The 21,508-nt window shown below is 66.2% G+C and carries 27 protein-coding genes; 15 read left to right on the top strand and 12 right to left on the bottom strand.

Features of this window, described 5'->3' with window-relative positions:
- Positions 1-56: 56 nt before the first annotated feature.
- The 3 genes from E0H75_RS44555 to E0H75_RS07460 are packed head-to-tail and all read left to right on the top strand — an operon-like array spanning position 57 to position 1,145.
- Positions 57-191 (top strand): hypothetical protein, encoded by a 135-nt coding sequence (locus E0H75_RS44555; protein ID WP_272948884.1) that lies wholly within the window; start codon positions 57-59, stop codon positions 189-191.
- Complete coding sequence (locus tag E0H75_RS07465) at positions 188-679, top strand: NUDIX hydrolase (RefSeq protein WP_238162881.1); 492 nt, start codon at positions 188-190, stop codon at positions 677-679. The genes E0H75_RS44555 and E0H75_RS07465 overlap by 4 nt, the downstream gene beginning before the upstream one ends.
- Before the next feature lie 28 nt (positions 680-707).
- Positions 708-1,145 (top strand): VOC family protein, encoded by a 438-nt coding sequence (locus tag E0H75_RS07460; protein ID WP_131512435.1) that lies wholly within the window; start codon positions 708-710, stop codon positions 1,143-1,145.
- Position 1,146: 1 nt separating this feature from the next.
- Here E0H75_RS07460 and E0H75_RS07455 read toward each other — a convergent pair whose 3' ends face one another.
- Positions 1,147-1,725 (bottom strand): hypothetical protein, encoded by a 579-nt coding sequence (locus tag E0H75_RS07455; protein WP_131512434.1) that lies wholly within the window; start codon positions 1,723-1,725, stop codon positions 1,147-1,149.
- 79 nt (positions 1,726-1,804) lie between these two features.
- Between E0H75_RS07455 and E0H75_RS07450 the strand changes: the two genes are divergently transcribed.
- Positions 1,805-2,239 carry a YybH family protein gene (locus E0H75_RS07450; protein WP_131512433.1) on the top strand — a complete coding sequence of 145 codons (435 nt, stop codon included), beginning with the start codon at positions 1,805-1,807 and terminating at the stop codon, positions 2,237-2,239.
- An 11-nt stretch (positions 2,240-2,250) separates the two neighbouring features.
- The gene (locus tag E0H75_RS07445; protein WP_131512432.1) at positions 2,251-2,820 is read left to right on the top strand and encodes a GNAT family N-acetyltransferase; all 570 of its coding nucleotides are present in this window, start codon (positions 2,251-2,253) and stop codon (positions 2,818-2,820) included.
- Here E0H75_RS07445 and E0H75_RS07440 read toward each other — a convergent pair.
- Positions 2,801-3,475 carry a TetR/AcrR family transcriptional regulator gene (locus E0H75_RS07440; RefSeq protein ID WP_131512431.1) on the bottom strand — a complete coding sequence of 225 codons (675 nt, stop codon included), beginning with the start codon at positions 3,473-3,475 and terminating at the stop codon, positions 2,801-2,803. The genes E0H75_RS07445 and E0H75_RS07440 overlap by 20 nt on opposite strands.
- 181 nt (positions 3,476-3,656) lie before the next feature.
- On the opposite strand from E0H75_RS07440, the gene E0H75_RS07435 reads away from it, so the two are divergent.
- Genes E0H75_RS07435 through E0H75_RS07425 form a run of 3 tightly spaced genes read left to right on the top strand, consistent with a single transcriptional unit; the run spans position 3,657 to position 6,276 of the window.
- On the top strand, positions 3,657-4,301 hold the full coding sequence (locus tag E0H75_RS07435) for a hypothetical protein (protein WP_131512430.1): 645 nt from the start codon (positions 3,657-3,659) through the stop codon (positions 4,299-4,301).
- Positions 4,298-5,071 (top strand): hypothetical protein, encoded by a 774-nt coding sequence (locus E0H75_RS07430; protein WP_131512429.1) that lies wholly within the window; start codon positions 4,298-4,300, stop codon positions 5,069-5,071. The genes E0H75_RS07435 and E0H75_RS07430 overlap by 4 nt, the downstream gene beginning before the upstream one ends.
- An 11-nt stretch (positions 5,072-5,082) precedes the next feature.
- Complete coding sequence (locus E0H75_RS07425) at positions 5,083-6,276, top strand: serine hydrolase domain-containing protein (RefSeq protein ID WP_131512428.1); 1,194 nt, start codon at positions 5,083-5,085, stop codon at positions 6,274-6,276.
- On the opposite strand, the gene E0H75_RS07420 is transcribed toward E0H75_RS07425, so the two are convergent.
- The 3 genes from E0H75_RS07420 to E0H75_RS07410 all read right to left on the bottom strand — a co-directional run bounded on the left by E0H75_RS07420 (position 6,257) and on the right by E0H75_RS07410 (position 8,039).
- Positions 6,257-6,934, bottom strand: coding sequence for an NAD(P)-dependent oxidoreductase (locus tag E0H75_RS07420; protein WP_238162880.1), 678 nt, complete (start codon positions 6,932-6,934; stop codon positions 6,257-6,259). The two genes, E0H75_RS07425 and E0H75_RS07420, sit on opposite strands and share 20 nt — an antisense overlap.
- 81 nt (positions 6,935-7,015) lie before the next feature.
- Positions 7,016-7,735, bottom strand: a complete 720-nt coding sequence (locus E0H75_RS07415; protein ID WP_131512426.1) for a class I SAM-dependent methyltransferase — start codon at positions 7,733-7,735, stop codon at positions 7,016-7,018.
- A 7-nt stretch (positions 7,736-7,742) separates the two neighbouring features.
- Positions 7,743-8,039, bottom strand: a complete 297-nt coding sequence (locus E0H75_RS07410) for a hypothetical protein (protein WP_131512425.1) — start codon at positions 8,037-8,039, stop codon at positions 7,743-7,745.
- Between the two features lie 146 nt (positions 8,040-8,185).
- Between E0H75_RS07410 and E0H75_RS44550 the strand changes: the two genes are divergently transcribed.
- On the top strand, positions 8,186-8,446 hold the full coding sequence (locus tag E0H75_RS44550) for a histidine phosphatase family protein (protein ID WP_272948883.1): 261 nt from the start codon (positions 8,186-8,188) through the stop codon (positions 8,444-8,446).
- A complete protein-coding gene (locus E0H75_RS07405; protein WP_272948882.1) occupies positions 8,391-8,807 on the top strand; it encodes a histidine phosphatase family protein in 417 nt (138 codons plus the stop codon). The genes E0H75_RS44550 and E0H75_RS07405 overlap by 56 nt, the downstream gene beginning before the upstream one ends.
- Positions 8,808-8,814: 7 nt before the next feature.
- Here the strand turns inward: E0H75_RS07405 and E0H75_RS07400 are convergent, their stop codons facing one another.
- Together E0H75_RS07400 and E0H75_RS07395 are read right to left on the bottom strand one after the other, a co-directional pair.
- Complete coding sequence (locus tag E0H75_RS07400; protein ID WP_131512424.1) at positions 8,815-9,252, bottom strand: hypothetical protein; 438 nt, start codon at positions 9,250-9,252, stop codon at positions 8,815-8,817.
- Positions 9,253-9,319: 67 nt separating this feature from the next.
- Entirely contained in the window at positions 9,320-10,093 is a 774-nt protein-coding gene (locus E0H75_RS07395; RefSeq protein WP_165553505.1) for a class I SAM-dependent methyltransferase, read from the bottom strand.
- Positions 10,094-10,262: 169 nt separating this feature from the next.
- Between E0H75_RS07395 and E0H75_RS07390 the strand changes: the two genes are divergently transcribed.
- The 3 genes from E0H75_RS07390 (at position 10,263) to E0H75_RS07380 (ending at position 13,461) form a co-directional block, all read left to right on the top strand.
- On the top strand, positions 10,263-10,625 hold the full coding sequence (locus E0H75_RS07390) for a DUF2750 domain-containing protein (RefSeq protein ID WP_131512422.1): 363 nt from the start codon (positions 10,263-10,265) through the stop codon (positions 10,623-10,625).
- A gap of 475 nt (positions 10,626-11,100) precedes the next feature.
- Entirely contained in the window at positions 11,101-11,721 is a 621-nt protein-coding gene (locus E0H75_RS43530) for a hypothetical protein (protein WP_202872853.1), read from the top strand.
- 567 nt (positions 11,722-12,288) lie between these two features.
- Positions 12,289-13,461, top strand: a complete 1,173-nt coding sequence (locus E0H75_RS07380) for an integrase core domain-containing protein (protein WP_238162879.1) — start codon at positions 12,289-12,291, stop codon at positions 13,459-13,461.
- On the opposite strand, the gene E0H75_RS07375 is transcribed toward E0H75_RS07380, so the two are convergent.
- Both E0H75_RS07375 and E0H75_RS07370 read right to left on the bottom strand, forming a co-directional pair.
- Positions 13,443-13,901, bottom strand: coding sequence for a hypothetical protein (locus E0H75_RS07375; protein ID WP_131512420.1), 459 nt, complete (start codon positions 13,899-13,901; stop codon positions 13,443-13,445). The genes E0H75_RS07380 and E0H75_RS07375 overlap by 19 nt on opposite strands.
- 254 nt (positions 13,902-14,155) lie before the next feature.
- Positions 14,156-14,743 (bottom strand): DUF6928 family protein, encoded by a 588-nt coding sequence (locus E0H75_RS07370; RefSeq protein ID WP_131512419.1) that lies wholly within the window; start codon positions 14,741-14,743, stop codon positions 14,156-14,158.
- A gap of 136 nt (positions 14,744-14,879) precedes the next feature.
- Between E0H75_RS07370 and E0H75_RS07365 the strand changes: the two genes are divergently transcribed.
- On the top strand, positions 14,880-15,311 hold the full coding sequence (locus tag E0H75_RS07365) for a site-specific integrase (RefSeq protein WP_202872852.1): 432 nt from the start codon (positions 14,880-14,882) through the stop codon (positions 15,309-15,311).
- A 444-nt stretch (positions 15,312-15,755) separates the two neighbouring features.
- On the opposite strand, the gene E0H75_RS07360 is transcribed toward E0H75_RS07365, so the two are convergent.
- From E0H75_RS07360 to E0H75_RS07350, 3 genes are all read right to left on the bottom strand, one after another.
- Positions 15,756-16,253, bottom strand: a complete 498-nt coding sequence (locus tag E0H75_RS07360; RefSeq protein WP_165553501.1) for a GNAT family N-acetyltransferase — start codon at positions 16,251-16,253, stop codon at positions 15,756-15,758.
- A gap of 313 nt (positions 16,254-16,566) precedes the next feature.
- Complete coding sequence (gene poxB / locus E0H75_RS07355) at positions 16,567-18,303, bottom strand: ubiquinone-dependent pyruvate dehydrogenase (protein WP_131512416.1); 1,737 nt, start codon at positions 18,301-18,303, stop codon at positions 16,567-16,569.
- Positions 18,304-18,580: 277 nt separating this feature from the next.
- Complete coding sequence (locus E0H75_RS07350) at positions 18,581-19,870, bottom strand: PucR family transcriptional regulator (RefSeq protein WP_238162878.1); 1,290 nt, start codon at positions 19,868-19,870, stop codon at positions 18,581-18,583.
- A 162-nt stretch (positions 19,871-20,032) separates the two neighbouring features.
- Here E0H75_RS07350 and E0H75_RS07345 point away from each other — a divergent pair, with 162 nt between their 5' ends.
- Positions 20,033-21,505, top strand: coding sequence for a class I adenylate-forming enzyme family protein (locus tag E0H75_RS07345; RefSeq protein ID WP_131512415.1), 1,473 nt, complete (start codon positions 20,033-20,035; stop codon positions 21,503-21,505).
- Positions 21,506-21,508: the final 3 nt, after the last annotated feature.

Here is a 21,508-nt window from a genome sequence, read left to right as displayed (position 1 = left end):
GCCACCGTAGGCCCCATTCCGGACACTCTCCTTCCGGAACAACTACTCTCTTCCAGGTGGCGATCAGTGAAGAGACCTGCAGATGCGGACGGGCCGTGGACGAGCACGATCGGCATGTTCGGTTCGAGCTGCCGACACCGATCCGGGACCTACCGGAGCGCGAGCCGGAGTACGACGGGGTGTTGTCGTGACTGCGCGGTACTGCGGGGTGATCGCGACGTACGACGGGCAGGTGGCGTTGGTGCGGGAGCAGTACGACGCTTGGGATGCGGAGTACTGGAATCTGCCGAGTGGGGCTGTGGAGGACGGGGAGACGCCGGCGGGTGGTGCAGTGCGGGAGTTGCGGGAGGAGACGGGGCTCCGGGTGGACGAGGATGCACTCGAGTTGGTGTGGCGGACGATCTCGACGGTCAACGGCGAGGCGGCGACGAAGTCGTGGAACTACGTGGTTTCGGCGGGCGATCCAACGTTCTCCATCGACGATCCCGACGGGTACATCACCGACGCGCGGTGGTTCCCGGTCGAGGACGCCGTACGGCTGCTCCGGCAGATCCCTTACCCACCACTCGCCGTACCATCGAGCCACTTCCTGCAGACCGCCGAACGGCTGGTCTGGAACTTCACGCCCGCCGACGACGGCCAGTGGGGCTGGTCCCACTTCCCAATTGTTCAAGCCTGAGTGCCCCGGCCTGCGCCAGCATGGAGTCATGAGCGACAACGTGACGATGGGTACGGCGAGCGTCGTACCGGAGCTGGTGTATCCAGATGTGGGGAAGGCCGTCGACTGGTTGTGTGAGGCGTTCGGCTTCACGCAGATGTGGCGAGTCGGCAACCATCGGGCGCGGATCCGGTACGGGAACGGCATCGTCGCGGTGTGCGACGCGGACGAGCAGTACGGCCGGCGCGCGCCGGATCGTAGTGCGGCAACGCAATGCCACGGCGTCATGCTGAACGTCGAGGACGCCGACGCCCACCACGCCCACGCCCGCCAGGTCGGCGCCACCATCCTGAGCGAGCCGGCCGACTATGCCTACGGCGCCCGCCAGTACACCGCCGAGGACCTCGCCGGCCACCGCTGGACCATCTACCAAACCCTCACCGACCCACCCCCCGAGTCCTGGGGCGGCACTTCGAAGAACCCATGAGTCAGCCCGGCATCCAGCCGGTGCGCTCGTAGATGTTCCGGTCGCCGAGCCAGGTCCGGTACTCGGCAAAGCTCCGTACCCCGGCGTCCAGCACCGCCTGGTAGAGCCAGTAACCGTACGCCCGCTCACCGATCGCAACAGCCTCTTCCTTGATAGCGAGCACGCGATCACGCAGGTCCGGGGTCAGCGCATCCCGGACAGCCGCGGTTAGCGGCGCACCGCTCGAGGCACCGTGCTTCATCACCCACATGTCGATCGTCCACGTCTCGTCCGATGTGAGCTCGTACTCGAGCTTCCAGTACTGCCCCCGTTCGTGCCGATCCCGGGCGTCGAGGTACGTGATCCGCCGCGACTTCGGCAGCTCGGCCAGTGGCTGCATCACCGCGAACCCATCGGCCACCTGTGGGTCGTCCGAGTGGATCTCCAGGTCGATGTCGGGTGCCACCACGACCCCGATCCCGACCGAGCCGACGATCTCCACGTCGCCGTACTGGCTCCACCGTCCGAGCAGATCCAACTCACGCACGAGTTCGTACGCCGTACGCAGGCGCGCGTCTGCTCTCGTCCTGAGATCAGTCATGCGCACCACCCTCACACTCCGGGGGTTCGTCTCGTCGTAGTAGGGACGACGAAAGCCGGACGAGAGGAACGCACTGGATATGAGTGAGGCTGAGCACGAGGTTGGGGCTCTGTTGGAGGATCGGGAGCAGGCTTGCCGGGACAAGGACATCGAGCGGCTGATGTCGCTCTACTCGCCTGACATCATCTACTTCGACGTCGTCCCGCCGCTGCACTTCTCCGGCTCTGACGCCGTACGGAAGAACTTCGTCCGCTGGTTCGACGAGTACGACGGCCCGATCGGCCTGGAGACGCACCAGCTCAAGATCGCGGCGAGCGACAACGTGGCGATCGCCCACATGCTCCACCTGGACACCGGCGCAATGCAGGCCGACGGATCGCCGAGCCGCAGCCTCTGGCTCCGCTCCACCGTCTGCCTCGAACGCACGGACACCGAGTGGCTGATCACCCACGAACACATCTCCCTCCCCGTAGCCCTCGACACCATGCAAGCCGTCTTGGACGCCACTCCCTGACAATCACAGGCATGACGAACTGGACCGTCCGGGACTACACGCCCACCGACGAGACGCCGTGGTTGCGCTGCCGCGTTCTGGCTTTCCTCGACACGACGTACTACGACGACGTCGCGACAGCCAAACCGCAGCGCGACGCCGGTCTCGAACTGGTGGCTGTCGCCGGTGACGAGCTCATCGGACTGCTGGACGCGAGCGTGACCGGCAACGACGCGACCATCGAGACGATCGCGGTGCATCCCGACCACCGTCGGATGGGCGTGGCGCAAGGACTTCTCGACGAGATCTGCGGCCGGCTGCAAGCCCGTGGAGCAACCCAGGTCGACGCCTGGACTCGCGACGACGAGGGCACCCTGACCTGGTACCGCTCGCAGGGTTTCGAGCAACAGATGCGCTATCTCCACGTCTACGCATCCGGTCCAGAGGAGGCCCGCGGATCCTTCGGATCACGCACGGACCTCATGCCGCGATCGGGCTTCTTCCATGCCTGGACCGACCACGAGGACGCCCTGCGCCAGGAGTTCGCCCGCGTCTACTCCTGCCGCCAGTTCGTGAAACCCCTCACGCCTGAAGGCCGTTGAGGATGCGCGTCAGGCCCCAGAGGAACTGTTCGGTGGTGAAGTCCTTCGAGATGGTGCCGGCCGTTTCGGTGGTCCGTGGATAGTCCTCGGCGGAGATGGTGTCGAGTACGGCGCGCCGGGTGGAGACGCGGTCGCGTTCGGTCGGAGCGATCCGACGCTGGTCGAGTTCGGCGACCTCGAGAGCGATGGCGCCGAAGATGTAGACCAGCAGCACGTACGACGCACGGGCGGCGTCATCGGGGGTCGAACCACCGTCAGCGAGGGCCTCGCTGAGGGACTCGCGCAAGGTCAGAGCGTTCGGGCCGTCCATCGGTCCACCGAGGAGAAGCTGAACGGCGCCCCGGTGTGCGACGAGGTGGGTCCGAAGCTCGAGCGCGAGCGCCTCGACACGCTCTCGCCAGGGCAGCTCCCGGTCGATGAACCGGTCGTGGTTGACGTCGCCCAGGAACCGCTCGACCAGAGCCCGTAGTACCGCCGCCTTGCTGGGGAAATACGTATACACGGCGTTCGGCGCGATGCCCACCTGAGCAGCGATGCCCCGGATCGAGACCGCGTCCGCGCCCCCGCCGTCCAACTGCCACAGGGCCGCATCGAGGATCGCCTGTTCCGTGACCGCCCGCGGCCGGCCGGTCCGCCGGCCCATCGGTGTCGCCATCGAACCTCCGCTGTTGACTTCTTTCTGTACGCCGTCCATATTATGGACAGAGTACAAAAAGGCCCGGTCACCGGGTCTCACCTTTGGCAGTCGGGGACGGGGCAGGACCACCGGAGGTCCATTCGTTCTGGGGACCTGGTGGGGGAAACGCCGGTCCCGCTCGCTGAGGGGGCAGTCCAGCATGCCGAAACTGGACGCATCGCAGACGCAACAATCAAGCAGGGCATCCCGCGCACCACTCACCCGCCTGGCAGGTCCGCTCGCGGTGGCCGCCGGAGCGTTGATGGTCGTGGTCGAGGTGGTGATCTTCCCGATCGTCGATCGCGACGATCGCGTCGGTACGTCGACCAACTCGGTCTACCGGGTCAGCGGTGTCGTGTACTTCGTGGCCTTCTGTCTGCTCGTGCTCGCCGCGGTCGCGGCGTACAGCTGGCAGGCGCGCACGGCCGGCCGCTTCGGTGTCGTGGGGCTGTTCGGTGCCTTGGTGGGCACGATGTTCCTCGGCGGCGACCTGTGGTTCGAGACGTTCTACGTGACCTACCTGGCCGACACCGCACCTCAGGTTCTCGACGCCGATCCGGCCGGGCTGCTCGTGATCGGAGCGGTTTCGAGCTATCTACTGTTCGCGATCGGCTGGGCTCTGTTCGGCCTCTCGAGTTTCCGCGCCGGTGTCTTCCCGCGCGCCATCTGCATCGCCATCGTGATCGGCGGGCTGGTCGGCTTCCAGTCACTGCTGCCGCCGTTCGGGATCGTGCTCGGGCTGGCCATGATCTGGCTCGGCATCTGGATGATCAGGACGCCCGGCGCGAGCGAGGTCGTCTCATGACCACGACCCCAGCCACTCCTGTCCCGAGTTCTCCAGCACCGGTACGTCGTTCCTGGAGCGCCTGGCGCACTGTGTGGGTGATCCTCGGCAGCCTGCTCATCCTGCTCGGCGGCGGCCTGCTGGTCGGCGGCGGGATCGGACTGTGGGCGCACAGTCAACGCGATGCCAACGGCTATCACACCGCCGGTCCCGAACGCGTGAGCACCGATGCCTATGCGTTGACCGCGCCGTCACTCGATGTCGGCATCACCGGTCCCGACGCGCTCTACGCCAACGACCTGCTCGGCGACGTACGGATCAGGATCGAGTCGAGGAACGCGCAGACACCGCTGTTCATCGGCATCGGCCCGGCCGGCGAGGTCGCCAAGTACCTCGACGGCGTCGGCCACTCGGAGGTCTCGGACTTCGACGTCGACCCGTTCAAGGTCAGCTATATTCCGCATCCGGGCGACGCGCCCACAGCCGATCCCGCCGCACAGACCTTCTGGGTCGCCTCCGACACCGGCACCGGTCCGCGCACTCTCAGCTGGGACGTTGCCGACGGCAACTGGTCCGTCCTCGTGATGAACGCCGACGGGTCACCGGGTGTCGACGCCGACGTCAGCGTCGGCGGCACCCTGCCGATCGTCCTGCCCATCGCCATCGCCGCGCTCGTTGTGGGCGGCGTCCTGCTCATTCTCGGAATCGTGCTCATCACGGTCACCGTCGCAACCCGACGTACCGTCCGCACGCCGGTGCAGCCCGCACCAGGCCAGATCCCGGCACCGTAAGGAGCCCGTTCATGTCGTTCTCAGCGGACAAGTCTGCCCGGCCGCGCCGTGGCCGGTGGGTGGCGGTCATCGCACTCGCCACCGCCGCGAGCCTGCCCACAGCACCGGTCGCCTCGGCATCGTCCTCAGCACCGGCACGGTCCTCGACCAGCCAGCCCCGCGGAGTTCAAGCCGCGCTCGATCAGGTGGTCGCGGCCGGCGCGCCGGGCGCGGTCGCGTACGTGCGGGTGGGTGATCGCACGTACCGCTACTCCAGTGGGTACGGCAACCTCGCGCCGCTGACGCCGATCCGGGTCGCCGACCGATCGCGGATCGGTGGCGTGACGAAGACCTTCACCGCCACCGTGGTTCTGCAACTGGTCGGCGATCGGGTGCTCAAACTCAACGACTCCGTCGAGATGTGGCTCCCGGGCGTCTTCCCCAACGGGGCGGGCATCACCATCCGCCAACTGCTCAACCACACCAGCGGGATCTTCGACTACGCACAGGACGAACGGGTCTTCGCGCCGTACTTCGAAGGTGGCGACCTGACCCTGATCTTCGATCCTCGCGAGGGGGTCCGGATCGCGGCCGAACACGGCCCGCTCTACGCACCGGGAACCGGCTGGAACTACTCGAACACCAACACGCTCCTGCTCGCGATGATCGTCGAGGCGGCGACCGGCAACTCGTTCGGCACCGAACTACGTCGCCGCATCTTCAAGCCTCTCGGCCTCGACCACACCAGCTACCCGACCACCTCGGCGATCCCTGGCTCGTACATCCACGGCTACTGGATCATCGGCGGACCGGACCCGGTCGACTTCACATCGCTCAGTCCCACGCTGCTCGGCGCGGCCGGAGCAATCCTGTCCACCCCTGCAGACGTCACCCGGTTCTATCGCGCGCTGCTGCGCGGCCGCTTGCTCAAACCCGCCCAACTGCGGGCGATGCAAACAATCGACGCGGTCGCCACGGATCCGCCAGGGTCCATCGACTCGGGCATCCCCGGCGGCGGCTGGGGCCTGGGCCTGCTCCGAGAAACCTTCCCCTGCGGTGACGCCTGGGGCCACGACTCGGAGATCCCCGGCTACATGACCGCGGCCTGGAACAGCAAAGACGGCTACCGCCAAGTCGTCGTAGTCGTCAACATGGACAACCTCGCCCACGACCACCCCATCACCCAAGCGATGCGTGCCGTCCTCCTCAAGGCGTACTGCGGCTAGCCTGGGCGAGGGCGGAAGGGGTCTGCTGGCCGACGATGGCCGGGGCCTCGTGGATGAGTTCGTCTCGCTTGAGTGCGTCGACCATGAACAGGGCGAAGTCCACGCGGCGCGTCAGGTTGCTCTCCAGCACGGGGTCGCCGACGTGCCGGCTCCAGACCGGCAGGCCCTGGCTGTCGCCCTCCTCGAGGTCGCTGCCGCGCACAACGGTCCATCGGGTGTCGCTTGCGAACACTCGCCGGCACGCCTCGACCTGATCGTCGAGGTCGGCGAATCGGAACAGGCGCGCGACCGGACCGAACACCTTCACGATCACCTTGAGCTTCAGGGAGTACTTGTCCTGGCCGTCGAGCGTGATGTGCCATCCGGACGAGAAAACGAGCCGAGCGCCCGGCTGCGCGTGATCGAGCACTGCCTGGACCGTTCCGGTGGAGTAACCGTGGACGCCTCGGGGGACCAGTACGACCAGGACCCCGTCGCAGCCGGCGACCGCCTGCTCGATCACCGCGGCGTCGTCCGTCCGCCCTGGGAACACTGTCATCCGCCCGCTGAACGCCGCGAGCTTCTCCACGCTCTCCGGCCGGCACACGCCGACCACCTCATAACCACGATCCAGCGCATGCTGAACCATGTACCGCCCGAGCTTTCCCGACGCCCCCACGATGCAGACCTTCATCCCGCGCCTCTCCCCCTGGCAAACAACGTTCCCCGCCTTTGAGCCTGAGGCCGCAACCCACCCCCGTCAACTGTTCCGTGTGCAGACGAGGTTGCCCGCTTCCTGCGATACGACGTGCAGCTCTGCGCCCTTGAGTTCAGCTCGCAAGGCTGCGGCTGACAGGTGACGCCGGTGCGGGACGTACCAAACGCCGTCGATCTCGACCGCATCTGGTCCCGCTCCGCCCTGCTGATAACAGATGCCAGTGGCCTCGTCGTACCGGAAGCCGCCGTCGTAGCTGCGGTCCGGCTCATACATGGCTGTCGAAATAAGGTAGTAGCCCTTGTCCTTCAGCCGCCCACGCACGGCGGCGAAGACGCGAGCTCTGTCAGCATCGGTGACGATCGATTGAAGACAGTAGCTGTCAACGATGAGGTCGTACCGCTTCCCGACCGGCTCAGCTGCCAAGGCACAAATGTCCTGTACGCCGAAGCTGACCTCCGCACCCCGCTCCTGCGCAAACCGCCGAGCCAACTCGATCGCCTCAGGAATCAGGTCAACCGCGTCCACCCGAAAGCCCCGCGCCGCCAGAAGACAAGCCGCCGGCCCAGTCCCACACCCATACTCCAGCACCTCAACCTCAGACGCCGAGGGCAACACAAGCCGACCAAGCACCCCTTCGAGAAACCCCCGATTCGGAAACTCCTCGAAGTCCTCCGTCTCCCCAAACAGGTCGCTCCACTGCGTCATACCCTGCTGTCGGAGCCGCCGATAAGCCGCCTCATGCTCGCGGTAGTAGTACCTCACGAGTCGACTACCGGGCGGTGTGTTCGATGCGGTACTGGTCGGCCAGGTCGTCGAAGCGGCCCGGCGTACCGTCCGTCAGCGTGACCTCTCGTGGGTCCACTGCGCGCCGTACGTCCTCGACGACTGAGGCCGCCTTCTCGGCGGTTGCGTAGATTCCGAGTACCAGCTGATCCGCTCCGTCCACCGAGAAGCCCCACGGGACCTCGCACGGCCCGCTGTGCTCCGGCTCCGGGCACAGCACACGCGCGATCGTCTCCTGCATCGCCAACGCCTCGTCCACGTTGGCGAACCCCGCGATTCTCACCTCGAAAGTCTCCACTCGAGCAAGCTATCCCCGCTCGGACAACCACGGCATCAGGGTTTCCGCCCAGACATCCCCTGAGCTCACATCAGCCCAAGGTCGTACGCGTGAGAGGCTCTGAGCCTGCAGAGGTCGATTGAAGGACGGTGATGAGACACATCTACCTCGTCACGCATCCCGAGGCGCAGCATCACGTTGACGGGATTGTTGGCGGCTGGCACGACTCAGAGCTGACGGCCCGCGGGCACCACCAGGCCGAAAGCATCGCCGAGGTCCTGGCGAGCAGAATCGGATCGCGGCCGGTCGAGGTCTACTCCTCTGATCTGCGTCGAGCCAGTCAGGCGGCGGAGCAGATTGCTCGGAGGTTCTCCGTCGAGGTTCGGACTGACGCGCGGCTTCGCGAGCGGTAATGGTGAGGCCGATGGGCGTCCCCAAGCGTGGCTCGCCGAGCGCCGCATCCCACTTCCGGAGTACGGGGATCGCCTCGGCCATCACGACGGCCCAGCGGGTGCGGAGACACGCATGGCGCTGGTCGAACGCCTGTACCCGGCCCTCGACGACATCCTCCGTCGACCTGTCGCGAACCAGATCGTGGTGTCGCACGGGTCCGCATCGAGCTATCTGATCGCTGCCTGGATCGGCATGCCGATGACGTCGACAGACCGGGGATTCTTTCCGCTGACGTCAGGCAGCATCACCACCCTCGTCCGCAACGACACCCACTTCAGCCACCAGGTCGTCTCCCTGAACGAGACCCAGCACCTGCGCTGACCCCTCTTCACTCGATTCGGCTGTAGGCAATCCGCTCTTCGGGTACGTCGTCGTCGGGGTAGTGCCAGGTACCGACGTACTCGGAGTTGTCGTCGTTGAACCTGGCCTCGAAGAACGTATCCGAGGCCTTGTCACTCAGGCTGACGCGGAGACTCTGTCCGTCCAGCACCCACTCGTAGGTGGAGTCATCGCCCATGGTGTCCATGTAGCGAGCTCGCAGCATGTCGGTGTGTGGATCGTGAGTGATGTGCTGGATGACCTTCACTTCGGTGCCGTTGACAACAAAATCGACGTTCATGACCAGAAGAAGACCATCGCGCAGAGACTTGTACTCTGCCTTGCCCTCGATTCCCGGTCCGCTGACGCGCCACTGTCCACTCAAGCGGTCAGTCAACTCGATGAGCTTTGGGTTCGGTTCCGAGACCACGGGCTTGTTGTCAGACACGTTCTGCTCCCTACCGCTCGGATGCCGGATCAGTCAGCATGGCCGCCTGTACCCGGCGTCCCGGAAGTCAGCGTACGGCGGTGAGGAGATAGGTCGCCGGGATACAACGATCCCCGTCGCCGAGACCGGCGTACATGTCCGCTTCGGCGAACTCCTGCAACGACCGAACCGTCAAGCCTGCCGCCAGTACCGCGCTGACGACGCTGCCGATGCTCCAGACAAAGCTCCGATGCGGAAGATCCGGAACTCCCAGCGTTCTCGTGATCTCCGGCGCCTTGAGTGGGTCGACGTACCCATCGCGACCCGAGTTCAAGTAGTCGCCGCTGACACTCAGCCGACCCTGCTCCGCGACGGTCAGCACCTCCCACAACGGATGATGCTCACTGATGACCACCGACCCGCCGGGATTGAGCCGTTCAGCAACCAGCCGAGCCCAAGCGTCGATGTCCGGAACCCAGCACAAGCCACCCCAGGAGATGAACACCAGGTCGAACCCAGCCACGTCCGGGTCGAGGTTCATCATGTCCTGCTCTTGAAAGTCCACGACCAACCCCAACGCCTCGGCCTTCGCACGTCCCGTGGCCAGATGGCTAGGCGCAAGGTCAACAGCGGTGACCTGTGCACCCACCTGAGCAAACGTCAGCGCCTCATCCCCCACCGAGCAAGCCAACTGCAAAACCCGACGCCCACGAACATCCCCAACCGCGGCCCACTCATCCTCGTTGAGCACACTCCCGCCGGACCGCAAGGACTCGACCGACTCCCCCTGACGGTACGGCGCCAACGCCTCCCAGTACCGCTGGTTGTCACCGACAACGCCTGACGCAGCCTCCTCCGACATCCCCAAGACAATACGACCACCCCTCCCCCACCGCACCACGTTCCCCGCTCCGGCCACCTCGCTGCGAAAGTTGCCCACAGCCCCAGCCGCCGGCGCCGCCGACTTCGGCACACCCACGACCTGGCGGCCCGGTGGTCGCGAGCTTGGACGAGCCGCGAAGATGGACCGCATGAGTCAGAGTGCCGCACAAGCAGCGGCCTTCTTCACCGAGATCAGTCCTACCGGACGCCTCTGGACCGTGCGTGACTCCGGCGGCTACCCAGCCCCCATGAACTCACAGGGTCAGCGAGCTCAACCCTTCTGGTCGAGCGAGGCTCGCGTGCGGCGAATTATCAAACGAGTGCCTGCCTATTCCGGGTTCGATCCGGAGGAGCTTGACCTTGCAACCTGGACTGAGCGCTGGCTCCCGGGCTTGCGGCAGAACGGCCTTCTTATCGGCCTGAACTGGACCGGCGCACGTGCAGTGGGTTACGACTTCACGGTGCCCGAGGTCATCGCCCGCCTTGAAGGCACACGTGCCCCGTCTCCCTGATCCCCGGAGGGACGCCGTACACGCCATTGACGCGCGGCCCCAGGCCGGTCCGAACGACAGTGGACGGGCTAACCGCCGGCGTTGGCGAGTCGTGTGTCAGCTCGGTGATCATCGCATCGGCCTGGGCGTGCTGCCGGTCGGCGGCCGTGACTCGTCCGGCCTGGGCATAGGCTCGGGAGCTGAGCCGAACGTCGTTCGGGCGCATTCTGGGAAGGCGTCGGCTGCGCCGCAGGCGACGGTCGTTGCTCTGGGCACCGTTCATTCGTCGGGCGGAGGCGGACGGCACCAGTGGGTTCCGGGTCGATTGCATGTTGCTGCGACCGACCATCGCCGGCGACTATCAGCCACAGAGCCTGCCCTCGCGCTGTTGGTCGGCGCGAGGCTTCACAGTGGCCCTGGCTCTGTGCTATTCATGCGCCTACGGGACGCCCCGCTCTGGAGAGTGAGGCGATCGCCGTGCGGCAGACTGGGGTGGGTGAGCATGTTCAAGCGGCGGCGTCGACCGTCTGACGGGCTGGTGGCTGATGCAGCTCGGAATCCAGGTGGGTGGGTTTACGAGATCGATGGGGAGTGGGTCGACGATCCGAACGGTTATGTGCCGCCGGAGGCGATTCGTGGGGGTTGGCGAGTCGACGAGGCCGGGCAGATCACCGGTGAGTTCGTACCCAACAAGCAGCATAGGCGCCCTCGGGACGACTTCGAGTTGCTCACCAAAGCAGATCATTGGCTCGACTGGCTGGGAGATCAGCCCGGGCGAGCGGTGCGCGACAGGATCGAGGAGTTGCTGGCGCAGCAGGTCGAAGGGGCCAAGGTCGAGTGGTTGAAGATCACCGAGGAACCGAAGTTCCTCACCGGTGGCAAGCCGCTCGCGGATGACCCGGGCAAGGCGCAGGTGGTGCGGACCGCTCTTGCCGTGGAGTTCGGCCTGTCAGTGGTGCGGCCCGATGGGGGACGGGACGCCCTGACGGGTGTGTTCAGCCTGGCCGTGGCCAGGATGGACGAGCCTGCGCCGCATGAGCAGTCCTGGCTCGATCTAGGCGAAACCATCGACCAGGTCGCCCCACTCCTGGAGGAACGCCTACTCTCCCTCGGCTGAAACCCTCAAGCCGCGCAGGCACGGGAAGGTCGGGTCGTGGGAGCGCGCGTTACGGGCGCGCCGGAGGAGTGGCGGCGTAGCACGCTGGGGTGGACGGGCGCCGCGGTTGCGCAGCGCCGACCTTGGTCGGCTCGGTTGCCCCGGCCGCGATCCGGCCAGATCATGCCCGGGTCGGCAGCACGCTCTCGCAGCTCTCTAGTCTTCCTGGTACGGATGGTGGTGACCGCCCTGGGTGCCTGGCGATCCCGCTCGTCCCCCGGGTCGACGACCGCGGCCGGTGGTCGCTGCCGCGAGTACTAAGTCACGAGCCAGGGTCCCTCGAGGTCGAAATCGATCCCGTGGTGAGACGCCGGCGCCATGCCGTAGCCACAGGTTGTCCACGTCGTCAGGCCGAGAGCCGCGAGCGCTTCGGGCTCGGGGAGGACCTCCATGTGTGGCCAAGGTGGTGACCGGCGTGGACGACCATTCCCGGTTTGTGTGCTCGCGGCGGTGGTGGAGCGGGCAACCGGTCGGGCGGTGTGTCTGCCGTTTGCTCGGGCACTGCAGCGGTTCGGTGTTCCCGAGGAGGTGCTAACCGATAACGGCAGGCAGTTCACCGGCCGGTTCGGCAAGGGCGGTGAGGTGTTGTTCGACAAGATCTGCCGCAAGAACGCGATCACGCATCGACTGACCGCGCCGGCCTCGCCGAATCAGAACGGCAAGGTGGAGAGGTTCCATCTGACGCTGCGCCGCGAGCTGCTCGACGACCACCAGCCCTACCTGTCGGTCGCGGCCGCGCAGGCCGCGGTGGATGGGTTCGTTGCCCAATACAACACCGACCGCCCGCACCAGCGGCTCGACGAGCGAGCACCGGTAATGCCGGCCGATCGATTCCGCCCGGCTCCGCAAGACGAACAAGAGCTTCTGGAGCTGTGGCTCCCACCGCATCTCGCACCGGCAGAGCCCACCGATCACGAGGCCGTCACCGACGACGCCGATGTGCTGCCGGTCCGGCAGTCGTGGTCCGGTGGCCCGATCGAGTTCGACCGGATCGTGCCACCGAGCGGGAACCTGCAGGTCGCCGGGAAACAGTTCTGGCTCGGCCCACAGCGGGCAGGCCAAGTACTGCGGTTCTGGGTCGACGTGAACCTGATCCACCTGCTCGTGGCAGGTGCCCGGATCAAGACCGTCCGCTCACACCTGACCGTCAACGACATCGCACGGCTCGTCGCCGACGGCGCAACCAACGCCGGGCCCTCACCGCTGCCACAGATCGAGCGCAGCGACGCGATCGAGGTGGAACGGATCGTCGCCCGCGGTGGCACCGTGGCCTTGGCCGGACAGGTACTCGTGGCCGCGGAGATCCTCGGCGGGCGCCGGGTCGGGATCCGCATCGAACCCGCCACGTTGATGTTCTACGACCTCGACACCCGCGAACTGCTCCGGGTCCGCCCGAACCCGCAGACCATGGACCAGGCCCGCCAGCTGCGCGGCGGCCGACCCGCCGGACCACCCCCACGCCCATCGGTCGAACCAGTCCGGGTGCAGCGCCGCGCCTCCAACTCCGGCGTGATCATGGTCTGCGGCCAAAAGGTCTCCCTCGGCCGCGCCCACAAGCATCAGACCCTGACCATCTGGGTCTCCGAAACCACCCGGGCGATCGAGCTCGACGACGAAGAAACCCGCGTCGTGCGCCGGACCACCACCCTGCCGATCCGTAACATCAAGGCCGAACGACCACGTCACGTCTCGTCGCAGTAGACCTCGACCGCCGTCGGCAGCACCGACTCCAAGACGGGCCATTCCGGACGCAGGTTCACCGCGTCGACCCACTCCGGCAGCCGTCTCCCGTCGCCGCGGAACCACCACTCCGAGTGCGATCCCAACGCCTCGAGCCGAGGCGTTGGCAGGTACTGCACGTCGCAGTGGAACTGCAGATACTCATCGGAGTCACGCAAGCCGAACTGCCTGGTGAGATCGAAGTGAAAGCGCGGCTCGCCGGAGAAGTCATAGACCCCGAACTGATACAAAAGCCCATCGGAGTCCGCCTCCCGCGGCACATCGAACTCGATCCAGCTGAACGACCCGAACACCGACCACGCGCTCGCCGCGGTCAACGACCCCACCGTCAGGCCCGCCTGACGCACAAGGGTGCGAAACACCTCGGGCGAACCCCACGGACTCGGCTGCAGACCATCCATCACAAACCCCAATCCCACGCGCCAGGCGACTAACCTATGGCAACGGACCGACCACGGCGGTCTCTCAGTTTCCTAGGCGAGGTGTCAACCATCAGACGGCACGAAATCGTCAGGCATCAGGTGGCACACGGCACGAACGGCAAGAACGGCGCGAACGTGACCTAGCTGGGTGTCCTCCGTCGACAGATGCGCGACACTCGTCCGCCAGGTGCTCTGCGACGGTGCGGGAGCATTGAATCGCGGCATGATCGCGCCTACGAGGATCGACGTCCGAACAGTTCAAGCTGGATTCGGTCTGGCCCGATGAGCCCCTGTGTCGGCTGTCCTTCTGCGTAGATGCCCAAGTAGGTTCGGACAGCCGCCTCCGCCATATCGAGTGGGTGGAACGGAAGCGGATAATCCGATCCAACTGGACACTCGCCCGCCCAGAACGGGGCCTCGAACGCTTCGGGGTCTCCGATCGACTCCCAGACTTTGCCGACCGGGTTGACACTTATCGACCTTCGTAACTGGCCGTCGGTCCAGTGTCCGAAGGCGAACATGTCGTAGACCGACTGTTGGGCCACAAGGACAACATCGCGGCTCAGTGGCACCTTGAGGTAGCGCGGATGCAGCTTGGTTGGGTTGAAGAGCATTGCGTCGCGGGTGGCGACCACGGTTCCTCGCCCGACTGTTCCGACGTTGATGTCACCTCGGTTCGGGAACCCGTTCTGTTCCAAAGTGCCTCGACCAAGGTTCTTGTACCTCGAGCGAGGAAACAGGATCGACACGACGTCCGTGGCTGACGGCACAGCTGACTCGGCATCGTGCGTGTAGAGCAGTGCGGCGAGATTGAACCCCACCCGGCGATTCTGCCGCACAGCGACCCGTCGACGTCGCGCGGTCGCTTCCATGAATCGTCGGCGGCTCCAAACGTCCGGAAGTCGGCTGTGCGTTGGCCGGCGCCAGGTGGTCGCCCAGGCTCCTAGACGACGCCAGATGGCTGACCAAGCGAAGGTCGGCGAGGCGTGGCCTGACTCCAGGTACGTGTTCACGACGGGCCTTGGAGAGCCGATCTACCCCGACACGGTCACTCAGCTCACGGGCAAGGTCATCCGGGCATACAACGCACCTGACTCGGAGAAGGCTCCGGCCAAACCACTCCCCCACGCGCGTCTCGACGACCTGCGGCATGTGCATGCGACGTTGCTCCTCATCGCTGGAGTGCCGGTGCACGTGGTGGCTGAGCGACTGGGCCACGCTGACCCGGCGATCACACTTCGGATCTATGCGCACGTGATCCGGACCCACGCGGCCGGTGTCGCCGGCATCTTCGCCGCTGCGGCTGCCGAGTCGGAGTCTGCTAACGCCGCGGAGGATGAGACAGACGAGGACGAGGGACCGGAGGCGTCCGCCCTGGTGCCTAGTTAGCAAGCGCGTTATCAAACGGGCCCCATGAGACGCATCACGAGGCAGCCGAGACAGACAGAACCCCAGGTCGTGTGTGGTCTGACCTGGGGTTTCTTGGTGCTCTGGTGTGGAGCCGCCTGTCGGAATCGAACCGACGACCTTCTCATTACGAGAAGGAACGACGGCGCCGCATCTGGCCTCTACCAGCAACTTTGCTATCGCTTGCTTCGTCCCACGGCCACATGTCCCGCATGAGTTGACACGACGTCGCACCACGAACCGCACCACGAACGCGACCAGCCGGGAGGCGCCTCGACATCTGCGAGTCCGGCGTTGACTACTGGTAATGGTTCGTGTTCAGCAGGCCTTCGGAAGGTCGTCCTCAGCAGGTGACGCTGTGCCGCTGCAGCGTCGGTTGACTCGTGCGCTGGTTCGTGTGGAAGCTCGCCAATCACGTGGGCCTCATCATGGCGTGATGTCTTTGCGCGTCTCGACTTGGACCGGCCGGAAGCCCTGTTGCTGGCAGAAGCTTCCAGCCGTTTCGTTCTGGCTGTGCACGTGCAACGTGATCGCAACGGCCCCATCTTGATGGGCTAGCTGTTCCAGCCGTCCGATGAGCATGGCGCCGATCCCTCGTCGACGATACGACGCACTGACGACGACAAAGTCACGGACCTGCATCAGGGGACCGTCATAGGGAGCGATGGCCTGTGTGGACCGCGGCCGAATGGACCCGGCCACAAGTCCAGCCAGCCTGCCCCTATCAGCCTCGGCGACGAGGACGTGCAGCCCGCTCTTTCCGTCGGCGTGAGATAGGCCTTCGCGTACCGACCCTCGAGTGTCGACCTTCCTGAAGTCGGCCGGCCAATTCTCGGCGTGCCAGTCGACCGTCTCGGCATACAGGTCGCAGATCTGGTCAAGGTCCTCCGGCAGCCTGGCTGACCGAATCGTCACCTCATCCATGCAAAAGCACTGTAGTCGCCAGGGCAGATCCTCCCGCCGGATTCGACGGCGCTCCTCACGGCTGATGGTTCCGGGTTGCTGGGTAATACACGAAGTCAGCGCGTGCCAATGTGGCATGTCGCATCGCCGTCGTCCACGAGGCCCGCGACCACACCGCGATCCTGCTCGAGCCACCGACGATACCCGGGCTCCTCGAGCGTTGCTCCGGCTCCGGGGCGACGTTCACTGGAAGCGTTTCATTCTCGCGACTCCTCTGTTCGACCGACCAATATCACCGGTCGAACGATGCCGTAGCTGCGTACCTGACGGGCGGTCATTCCAGTTCGACATCATGCAGGTTGGTCTTGGCGAGCTCGACGAGTTCGTTCGCTCCCCCGGACAGAATGGTTCTGGTCGCGTAGAGGGTGAAGCCCTTGATCTGGCCGAAAGTGATCTTGGGCGGCAGCGAGATCTCGTGGCGGGCGGTGCGAACGTCCACCAGCGCCGGCCCGTCGTACTCGAACGCGGCCTGGAGCGCTCCCTCGAGTGCGTCCGCCGACTCGACCCGGGCGCCGAAGAGCCCGGCTGCGCGGGCAATCCCGGCGAAGTCGGGATTGACCAGATCGGTACCGTAGGTGACGATGCCGCCCGCCTTCATCTCCAATTCGACGAACGACAAGGCATCGTTGGTGAACACCACGACCTTGACCGGTAGTCGCTGCTGGCGCAGCGTGAGCAGTTCGCCGAGCAACATCGCCAGGCCGCCGTCTCCCGACAACGCAACAACCTGCCGCGCCCGATCGTCGGCCTGTGCCCCGATCGCCTGCGGCAGCGCGTTCGCCATGCTGCCGTGGTTGAACGACCCGATCAGTCGACGCGACCCGTTCATCCGCAGGTAGCGTGCGGCCCAGATGCACGGCGTACCCACATCGGCCGTGAACACCGCATCGTCGGCAGCGAGGCGGTCGATGGTGGCGGCGACGAACTGCGGGTGCAGTGGGGAGCCCTCACCGCCCGGCTTGGCGAGGCGGTCGAGATGAGCCCGGGCTCGCCGGTAGTGCGCGGTCATCCGGTTCAGGTGATCCGAATCGGCCTTCACCTCGAGCAGAGGCAGCAACGCGTCGACCGTGTCCCTGACCGTGCCCACGAGTGGCACCTGGACCGGCACCCTCCGGCCGATTCGCTCACCCCGCACATCCACCTGGATCACCGGCACGCCCTCGGGATAGAACGGCCGGTAGGGAAAATCGGTGCCTAGCATCACCAGCGCATCGCAGTGCTCCATCGCCCGGTATCCGGAGCTGAACCCGATCAGTCCGGTCATGCCGACGTCGTACGGGTTGTCGTACTCCACGAACTCCTTGCCGCGGAAAGCGTGCACGACCGGCGCCTTCAGGGTCTCCGCCAGGCGGATCAACTGATCATGAGCGTTCGCACAGCCTGCCCCAGCCAGAATGGTGACCCGTTCCGCCTGGTTGAGCACCTGTGCCGCGACGCTCAGTGAATCGGGATCCGGGTGAATGACTGCATGGACAGGCCGCACAGGCTGCAGCCGCGCCGCGTCCGCGCCTTCGGCGAGGAAGATCTCGCCGGGCACGACGACGACTCCGACACCACCGCGCTGCAAGGCTGCGCGCAGCGCCATCTCGAGCAGCCGCGGAACCTGCTCGGGCACGCTGGCGAGCTCGCAGTACACGCTGCACTCGCGGAACAGGTCCTGTGGATGAGTCTCTTGGAAGTAGGCCCCACCGATCTCCTCGGCGGGGATCTGCGCGGCGATCGCCAGGACAGGAACGCCGCTGCGGTTGGCGTCGAACAGGCCGTTGATCAGGTGCAGATTGCCCGGCCCGCAACTGCCGGCGCACACCGCCAGCTCCCCGGTCAGCGCTGCCTCCGCAGATGCCGCGAAGCCGGCAGACTCCTCGTGCCGGACATGCTCCCACGCGATCTCGCCGTCGCGGCGCAGCGCATCGGTCAGACCGTTCAGCGAGTCCCCCGGGATTCCGTACATCCGACGAACCCCGGACATCTTCAGCATCGACACCATCGCGTCGGCTACCGTGCCGGCCATCAGCGCCTTCTCACAGTCGGTGTCGTCGTCCGGCGGCAGTGAGGCCGGCTGTGCTCGCCGACCAACTACGCGCCCGAGCTTCGGTTCCCGCGGCCAGTCCGCCAGATGCTTGCCGGTGCGACTCTCGACGTACCAGCCGGACCCGGCCTCTCCACGAGGTCGAGTCGAACTCGAGAGGATCTGCCATGATCGCCTATCTCCTTCCCTTCGCGGGACTGTTGTCGCTCGGCGTCCCGTTGGTCGGCCTACGACTGCTGGCGTACAAGTACCGCTGACCTCACTGAGGGGTGGTGAGGACGCTGCGTCCGAGCCACCGGCAAGCAACGAGTGCGAGTTCCAGCTCCAGGCGCTCGTCGTCCAGCGATCGTCCGCGTTCATCCACGGCACGGTCGATCCGGTACTTGACCGTGTTCTTGTGCAGGTGGACGCGGTCCGCAGTCGCGATATAACTTCCCTTCTCGGCCAGGAAGACCTGCAACGTCTCACGCAGCCGGACGGCATTGTCAGTGTCGGCCGCGAGCCCTCCGAGGGCGTTTGCGACCAGCCGCCGGGTGCCGTCGAGGTCGGCGGCCAGCATCGCGGCCGTCCGCACCTCGGGATCGACGAACGACGTCACCCGCACCGCGCAACCCTGAGCAGTCACCGCAACCTGCTGCGCACGAATCGCCTGCAGGTGGGTCACCCGGAAGCCGGCCGCGCCGGCTGCCGGGGAGCCGGTGGCGACCCTCAGTTCGCCATCCGCGTCGTCGTAATGCAGCATGTCCAGACCGCGTACCTCGGCGGCCCGTCCCAACGGCACCCACCCCCAGCCGGTCGTCCGGTCCCTCGGTACGAACAGCGGCTGCCCGGCGCCTCCCACCGTTTTTGTCAGCTGCTGCAACAGACGCTCGAGGCGACGCAGTTCTGCGGCTGCGGGCGACTGCGCCGTGCTCCACAGCACCACGCCCAGATGATTCTGCCGTAACCGGTAGCCGAGAGCGCTTTCCGCCGACACGAGGTCGGCGCGCTCGCCGCGCAGCAACTCATCCAGCATCGCGGCCCGCACCGTGTTGCGGTTGGCGAGCCAGCGGACGCGTTCCGACTCGTACGCCGTGACGACTTGCTCCGATATCCGGTCGATGTAACGGAAGGTCTGATCCACTATCAACCTTCCGGCAGCGAAGGCGATTCGCCCGTCGCGCTCAGTGGCCGCGATCTCGTCGAAGGCCCATTCCAGCACCTGCTGCTGACCGAGCCGGTAGGCGCGGACGAGGGCGCTCGGTGACACTCCTCGTTGCGCGAGCCGGCGCGCGTACTCCTGTGCCGCGGACGGAGTGGAGACCTCGTCGATCGCGATCTCGTAGCGCATGATGTGGGCGATCGTCTCGAGATTGCTCTCAATGCTTGCCGCCAGCAACTCGAGCAGCAGCGCGTCCCCCTGGAGCTCCGGGATCGACGCCGCCAGCACCTTGTGCAGCGTCTCGGTCAGTTTCGGCAGTTCCGCGCCCATCACGCCGGCCACCTTGGCGACCCGCGCCAGGGCTTCGCCGCCCAGCTCGTCAGGAACCACGGGAACCTCCCGTCCCATGGTCCGATTCTGCACCCGGTGGAACCCGTTGTCAGCCCGGGAGCACCAACCCTGGCTGAAGGTTCGTCTTCCCGGCACAAGGCGCTGGCCGGCTGCGGTCCCTACCGTCAGTGACAGAGTCCGCCCCGCGACCCCACGCCTCCAGACCTGCCCGGAGTAGAGATGACAGTGACAGAACTCGATTACCTCCCCTGGCGTTGGCCGCCGGCCTACGACGAGCGCCCGAGCGTCCGCGACGATCGCCACGATCTGACCTACGCCCAACTCGCCGGGTGGGTAGACGCGACCGCAGCCCAGCTGGCGCTCTACGGAGTCGGCCACGGATCCGTGGTGGCGATCATGCTGCCGAACCGGATCGAGTTGCTGGTCGCGATGCTCGGCGCCTGGCGGCTCGGCGCCGCCGCGACCCCGATCAACCCGGCCTTCACCGTGAACGAGGCCGACTACCAGATCACCGACGCGGACGCGACCGTGGTCGTCAACGACGGTCCCGACGCGCCGAACGGCGGCCGGCCGGCCATCGCCGTCGACGACCTGTGGCGCAGCCGGCCGGATCCGGACGTCCTTCCCGTGGCGATCACCTCGCCGGATGATCTCGCCCTGCTGATCTACACCAGCGGATCGACCGGTCGGCCGAAGGGTGTCATGCTGAGCCACGCCAACCTGAGCGCGATGGCGACGATGATGGCATCCCATCTGCAAATCACTCGGGACGACCACTGCCTGCTGGTCCTCCCGCTCTTCCACGTGAACGCGATCTGTATCAGCTTCCTGACCCCGATGTCGGTGGGTGGCCGCCTAACCGTGCTGCGGCGATTCCGGCCACTCGAGTTCCTCGCGGCGGTCGAGGAGCATCGCCCGACGTATTTCTCCGCCGTACCGACGATCTACTCGCACCTGGTCTCGCAGCCGGCTGAGGTGATCACCGATACGTCGTCCGTTCGGTTCGCGATCTGTGGTGCCGCACCGGCCTCGAAGCAGCTGCTCACCGCGACCGAGCAGCGCCTCGGGATCGGCCTGATCGAGGGCTACGGCCTGACCGAGGCTACGTGCGCCTCCACCGCGAATCCCCTCGACGGCCCGCGCAAGGTCGGCACCGTCGGCGTCGCCCTCCCCGGCCAGCGGGTCGCGATCATGGCACCGGACGGCACCTTCCAACCGACCGGCGAGCGCGGCGAGGTCGTCATCCAGGGCGCCAACGTCATGCGGGGCTACCTCAACCGACCCGAAGCGTCCGCCGACGCACTCGGCGACGGATGGCTGCACACCGGTGACGTCGGCATCCTCGACGACGACGGTTACCTGCGCATCGTCGACCGGATCAAGGACATGATCATCCGCGGCGGCGAGAACATCTACCCCAAAGAGATCGAGACGGTCCTTCACGGCCATCCCGCGGTGCTCGAGGCCGCGGTCGTCGGCGGCCCGCACACCGTGTACGGCGAGGTTCCGGTCGCCTACGTGACGCCGTATCCGGGCACGACGCTCGACGTCGACGAACTGTACGCCAGGTGCCGCGCGCAACTGACCAAGATCAAGGTCCCAGTCGCCATCATCGTCGTGGACGCCATCCCCAAGAACCCGGTCGGCAAGACCGACAAGCCTGCCCTGCGGCAGGCTCTCCAACAGCCCTGAGCC

The sequence above is a fragment of the Kribbella capetownensis genome, assembly GCF_004331485.1.
Classification (GTDB): Bacteria; Actinomycetota; Actinomycetes; order Propionibacteriales; family Kribbellaceae; genus Kribbella; species Kribbella capetownensis.
Note: the sequence above shows the minus strand (reverse complement) of the source record. Positions and strands in the feature narration are given on the sequence as shown.

What these genes read in the sequence shown, in the direction of transcription:
- E0H75_RS07395 (WP_165553505.1), bottom strand. Translation starts at nt 10,093, where the DNA reads ATGTCGGAGGAGGCTGCGTCAGGCGTTGTCGGTGACAACCAGCGGTAC.
- E0H75_RS44550 (WP_272948883.1), top strand. Translation starts at nt 8,186, where the DNA reads ATGAGACACATCTACCTCGTCACGCATCCCGAGGCGCAGCATCACGTT.
- E0H75_RS07460 (WP_131512435.1), top strand. Translation starts at nt 708, where the DNA reads ATGAGCGACAACGTGACGATGGGTACGGCGAGCGTCGTACCGGAGCTG.
- E0H75_RS07445 (WP_131512432.1), top strand. Translation starts at nt 2,251, where the DNA reads ATGACGAACTGGACCGTCCGGGACTACACGCCCACCGACGAGACGCCG.
- E0H75_RS07350 (WP_238162878.1), bottom strand. Translation starts at nt 19,870, where the DNA reads ATGGGACGGGAGGTTCCCGTGGTTCCTGACGAGCTGGGCGGCGAAGCC.
- E0H75_RS07430 (WP_131512429.1), top strand. Translation starts at nt 4,298, where the DNA reads ATGACCACGACCCCAGCCACTCCTGTCCCGAGTTCTCCAGCACCGGTA.
- E0H75_RS07375 (WP_131512420.1), bottom strand. Translation starts at nt 13,901, where the DNA reads ATGGATGGTCTGCAGCCGAGTCCGTGGGGTTCGCCCGAGGTGTTTCGC.
- E0H75_RS07455 (WP_131512434.1), bottom strand. Translation starts at nt 1,725, where the DNA reads ATGACTGATCTCAGGACGAGAGCAGACGCGCGCCTGCGTACGGCGTAC.
- E0H75_RS07360 (WP_165553501.1), bottom strand. Translation starts at nt 16,253, where the DNA reads ATGGATGAGGTGACGATTCGGTCAGCCAGGCTGCCGGAGGACCTTGAC.
- E0H75_RS07390 (WP_131512422.1), top strand. Translation starts at nt 10,263, where the DNA reads ATGAGTCAGAGTGCCGCACAAGCAGCGGCCTTCTTCACCGAGATCAGT.
- E0H75_RS07440 (WP_131512431.1), bottom strand. Translation starts at nt 3,475, where the DNA reads ATGGCGACACCGATGGGCCGGCGGACCGGCCGGCCGCGGGCGGTCACG.
- E0H75_RS07425 (WP_131512428.1), top strand. Translation starts at nt 5,083, where the DNA reads ATGTCGTTCTCAGCGGACAAGTCTGCCCGGCCGCGCCGTGGCCGGTGG.
- E0H75_RS07435 (WP_131512430.1), top strand. Translation starts at nt 3,657, where the DNA reads ATGCCGAAACTGGACGCATCGCAGACGCAACAATCAAGCAGGGCATCC.
- poxB (WP_131512416.1), bottom strand. Translation starts at nt 18,303, where the DNA reads ATGGCCGGCACGGTAGCCGACGCGATGGTGTCGATGCTGAAGATGTCC.
- E0H75_RS07345 (WP_131512415.1), top strand. Translation starts at nt 20,033, where the DNA reads ATGACAGTGACAGAACTCGATTACCTCCCCTGGCGTTGGCCGCCGGCC.
- E0H75_RS07450 (WP_131512433.1), top strand. Translation starts at nt 1,805, where the DNA reads ATGAGTGAGGCTGAGCACGAGGTTGGGGCTCTGTTGGAGGATCGGGAG.
- E0H75_RS07365 (WP_202872852.1), top strand. Translation starts at nt 14,880, where the DNA reads ATGGCTGACCAAGCGAAGGTCGGCGAGGCGTGGCCTGACTCCAGGTAC.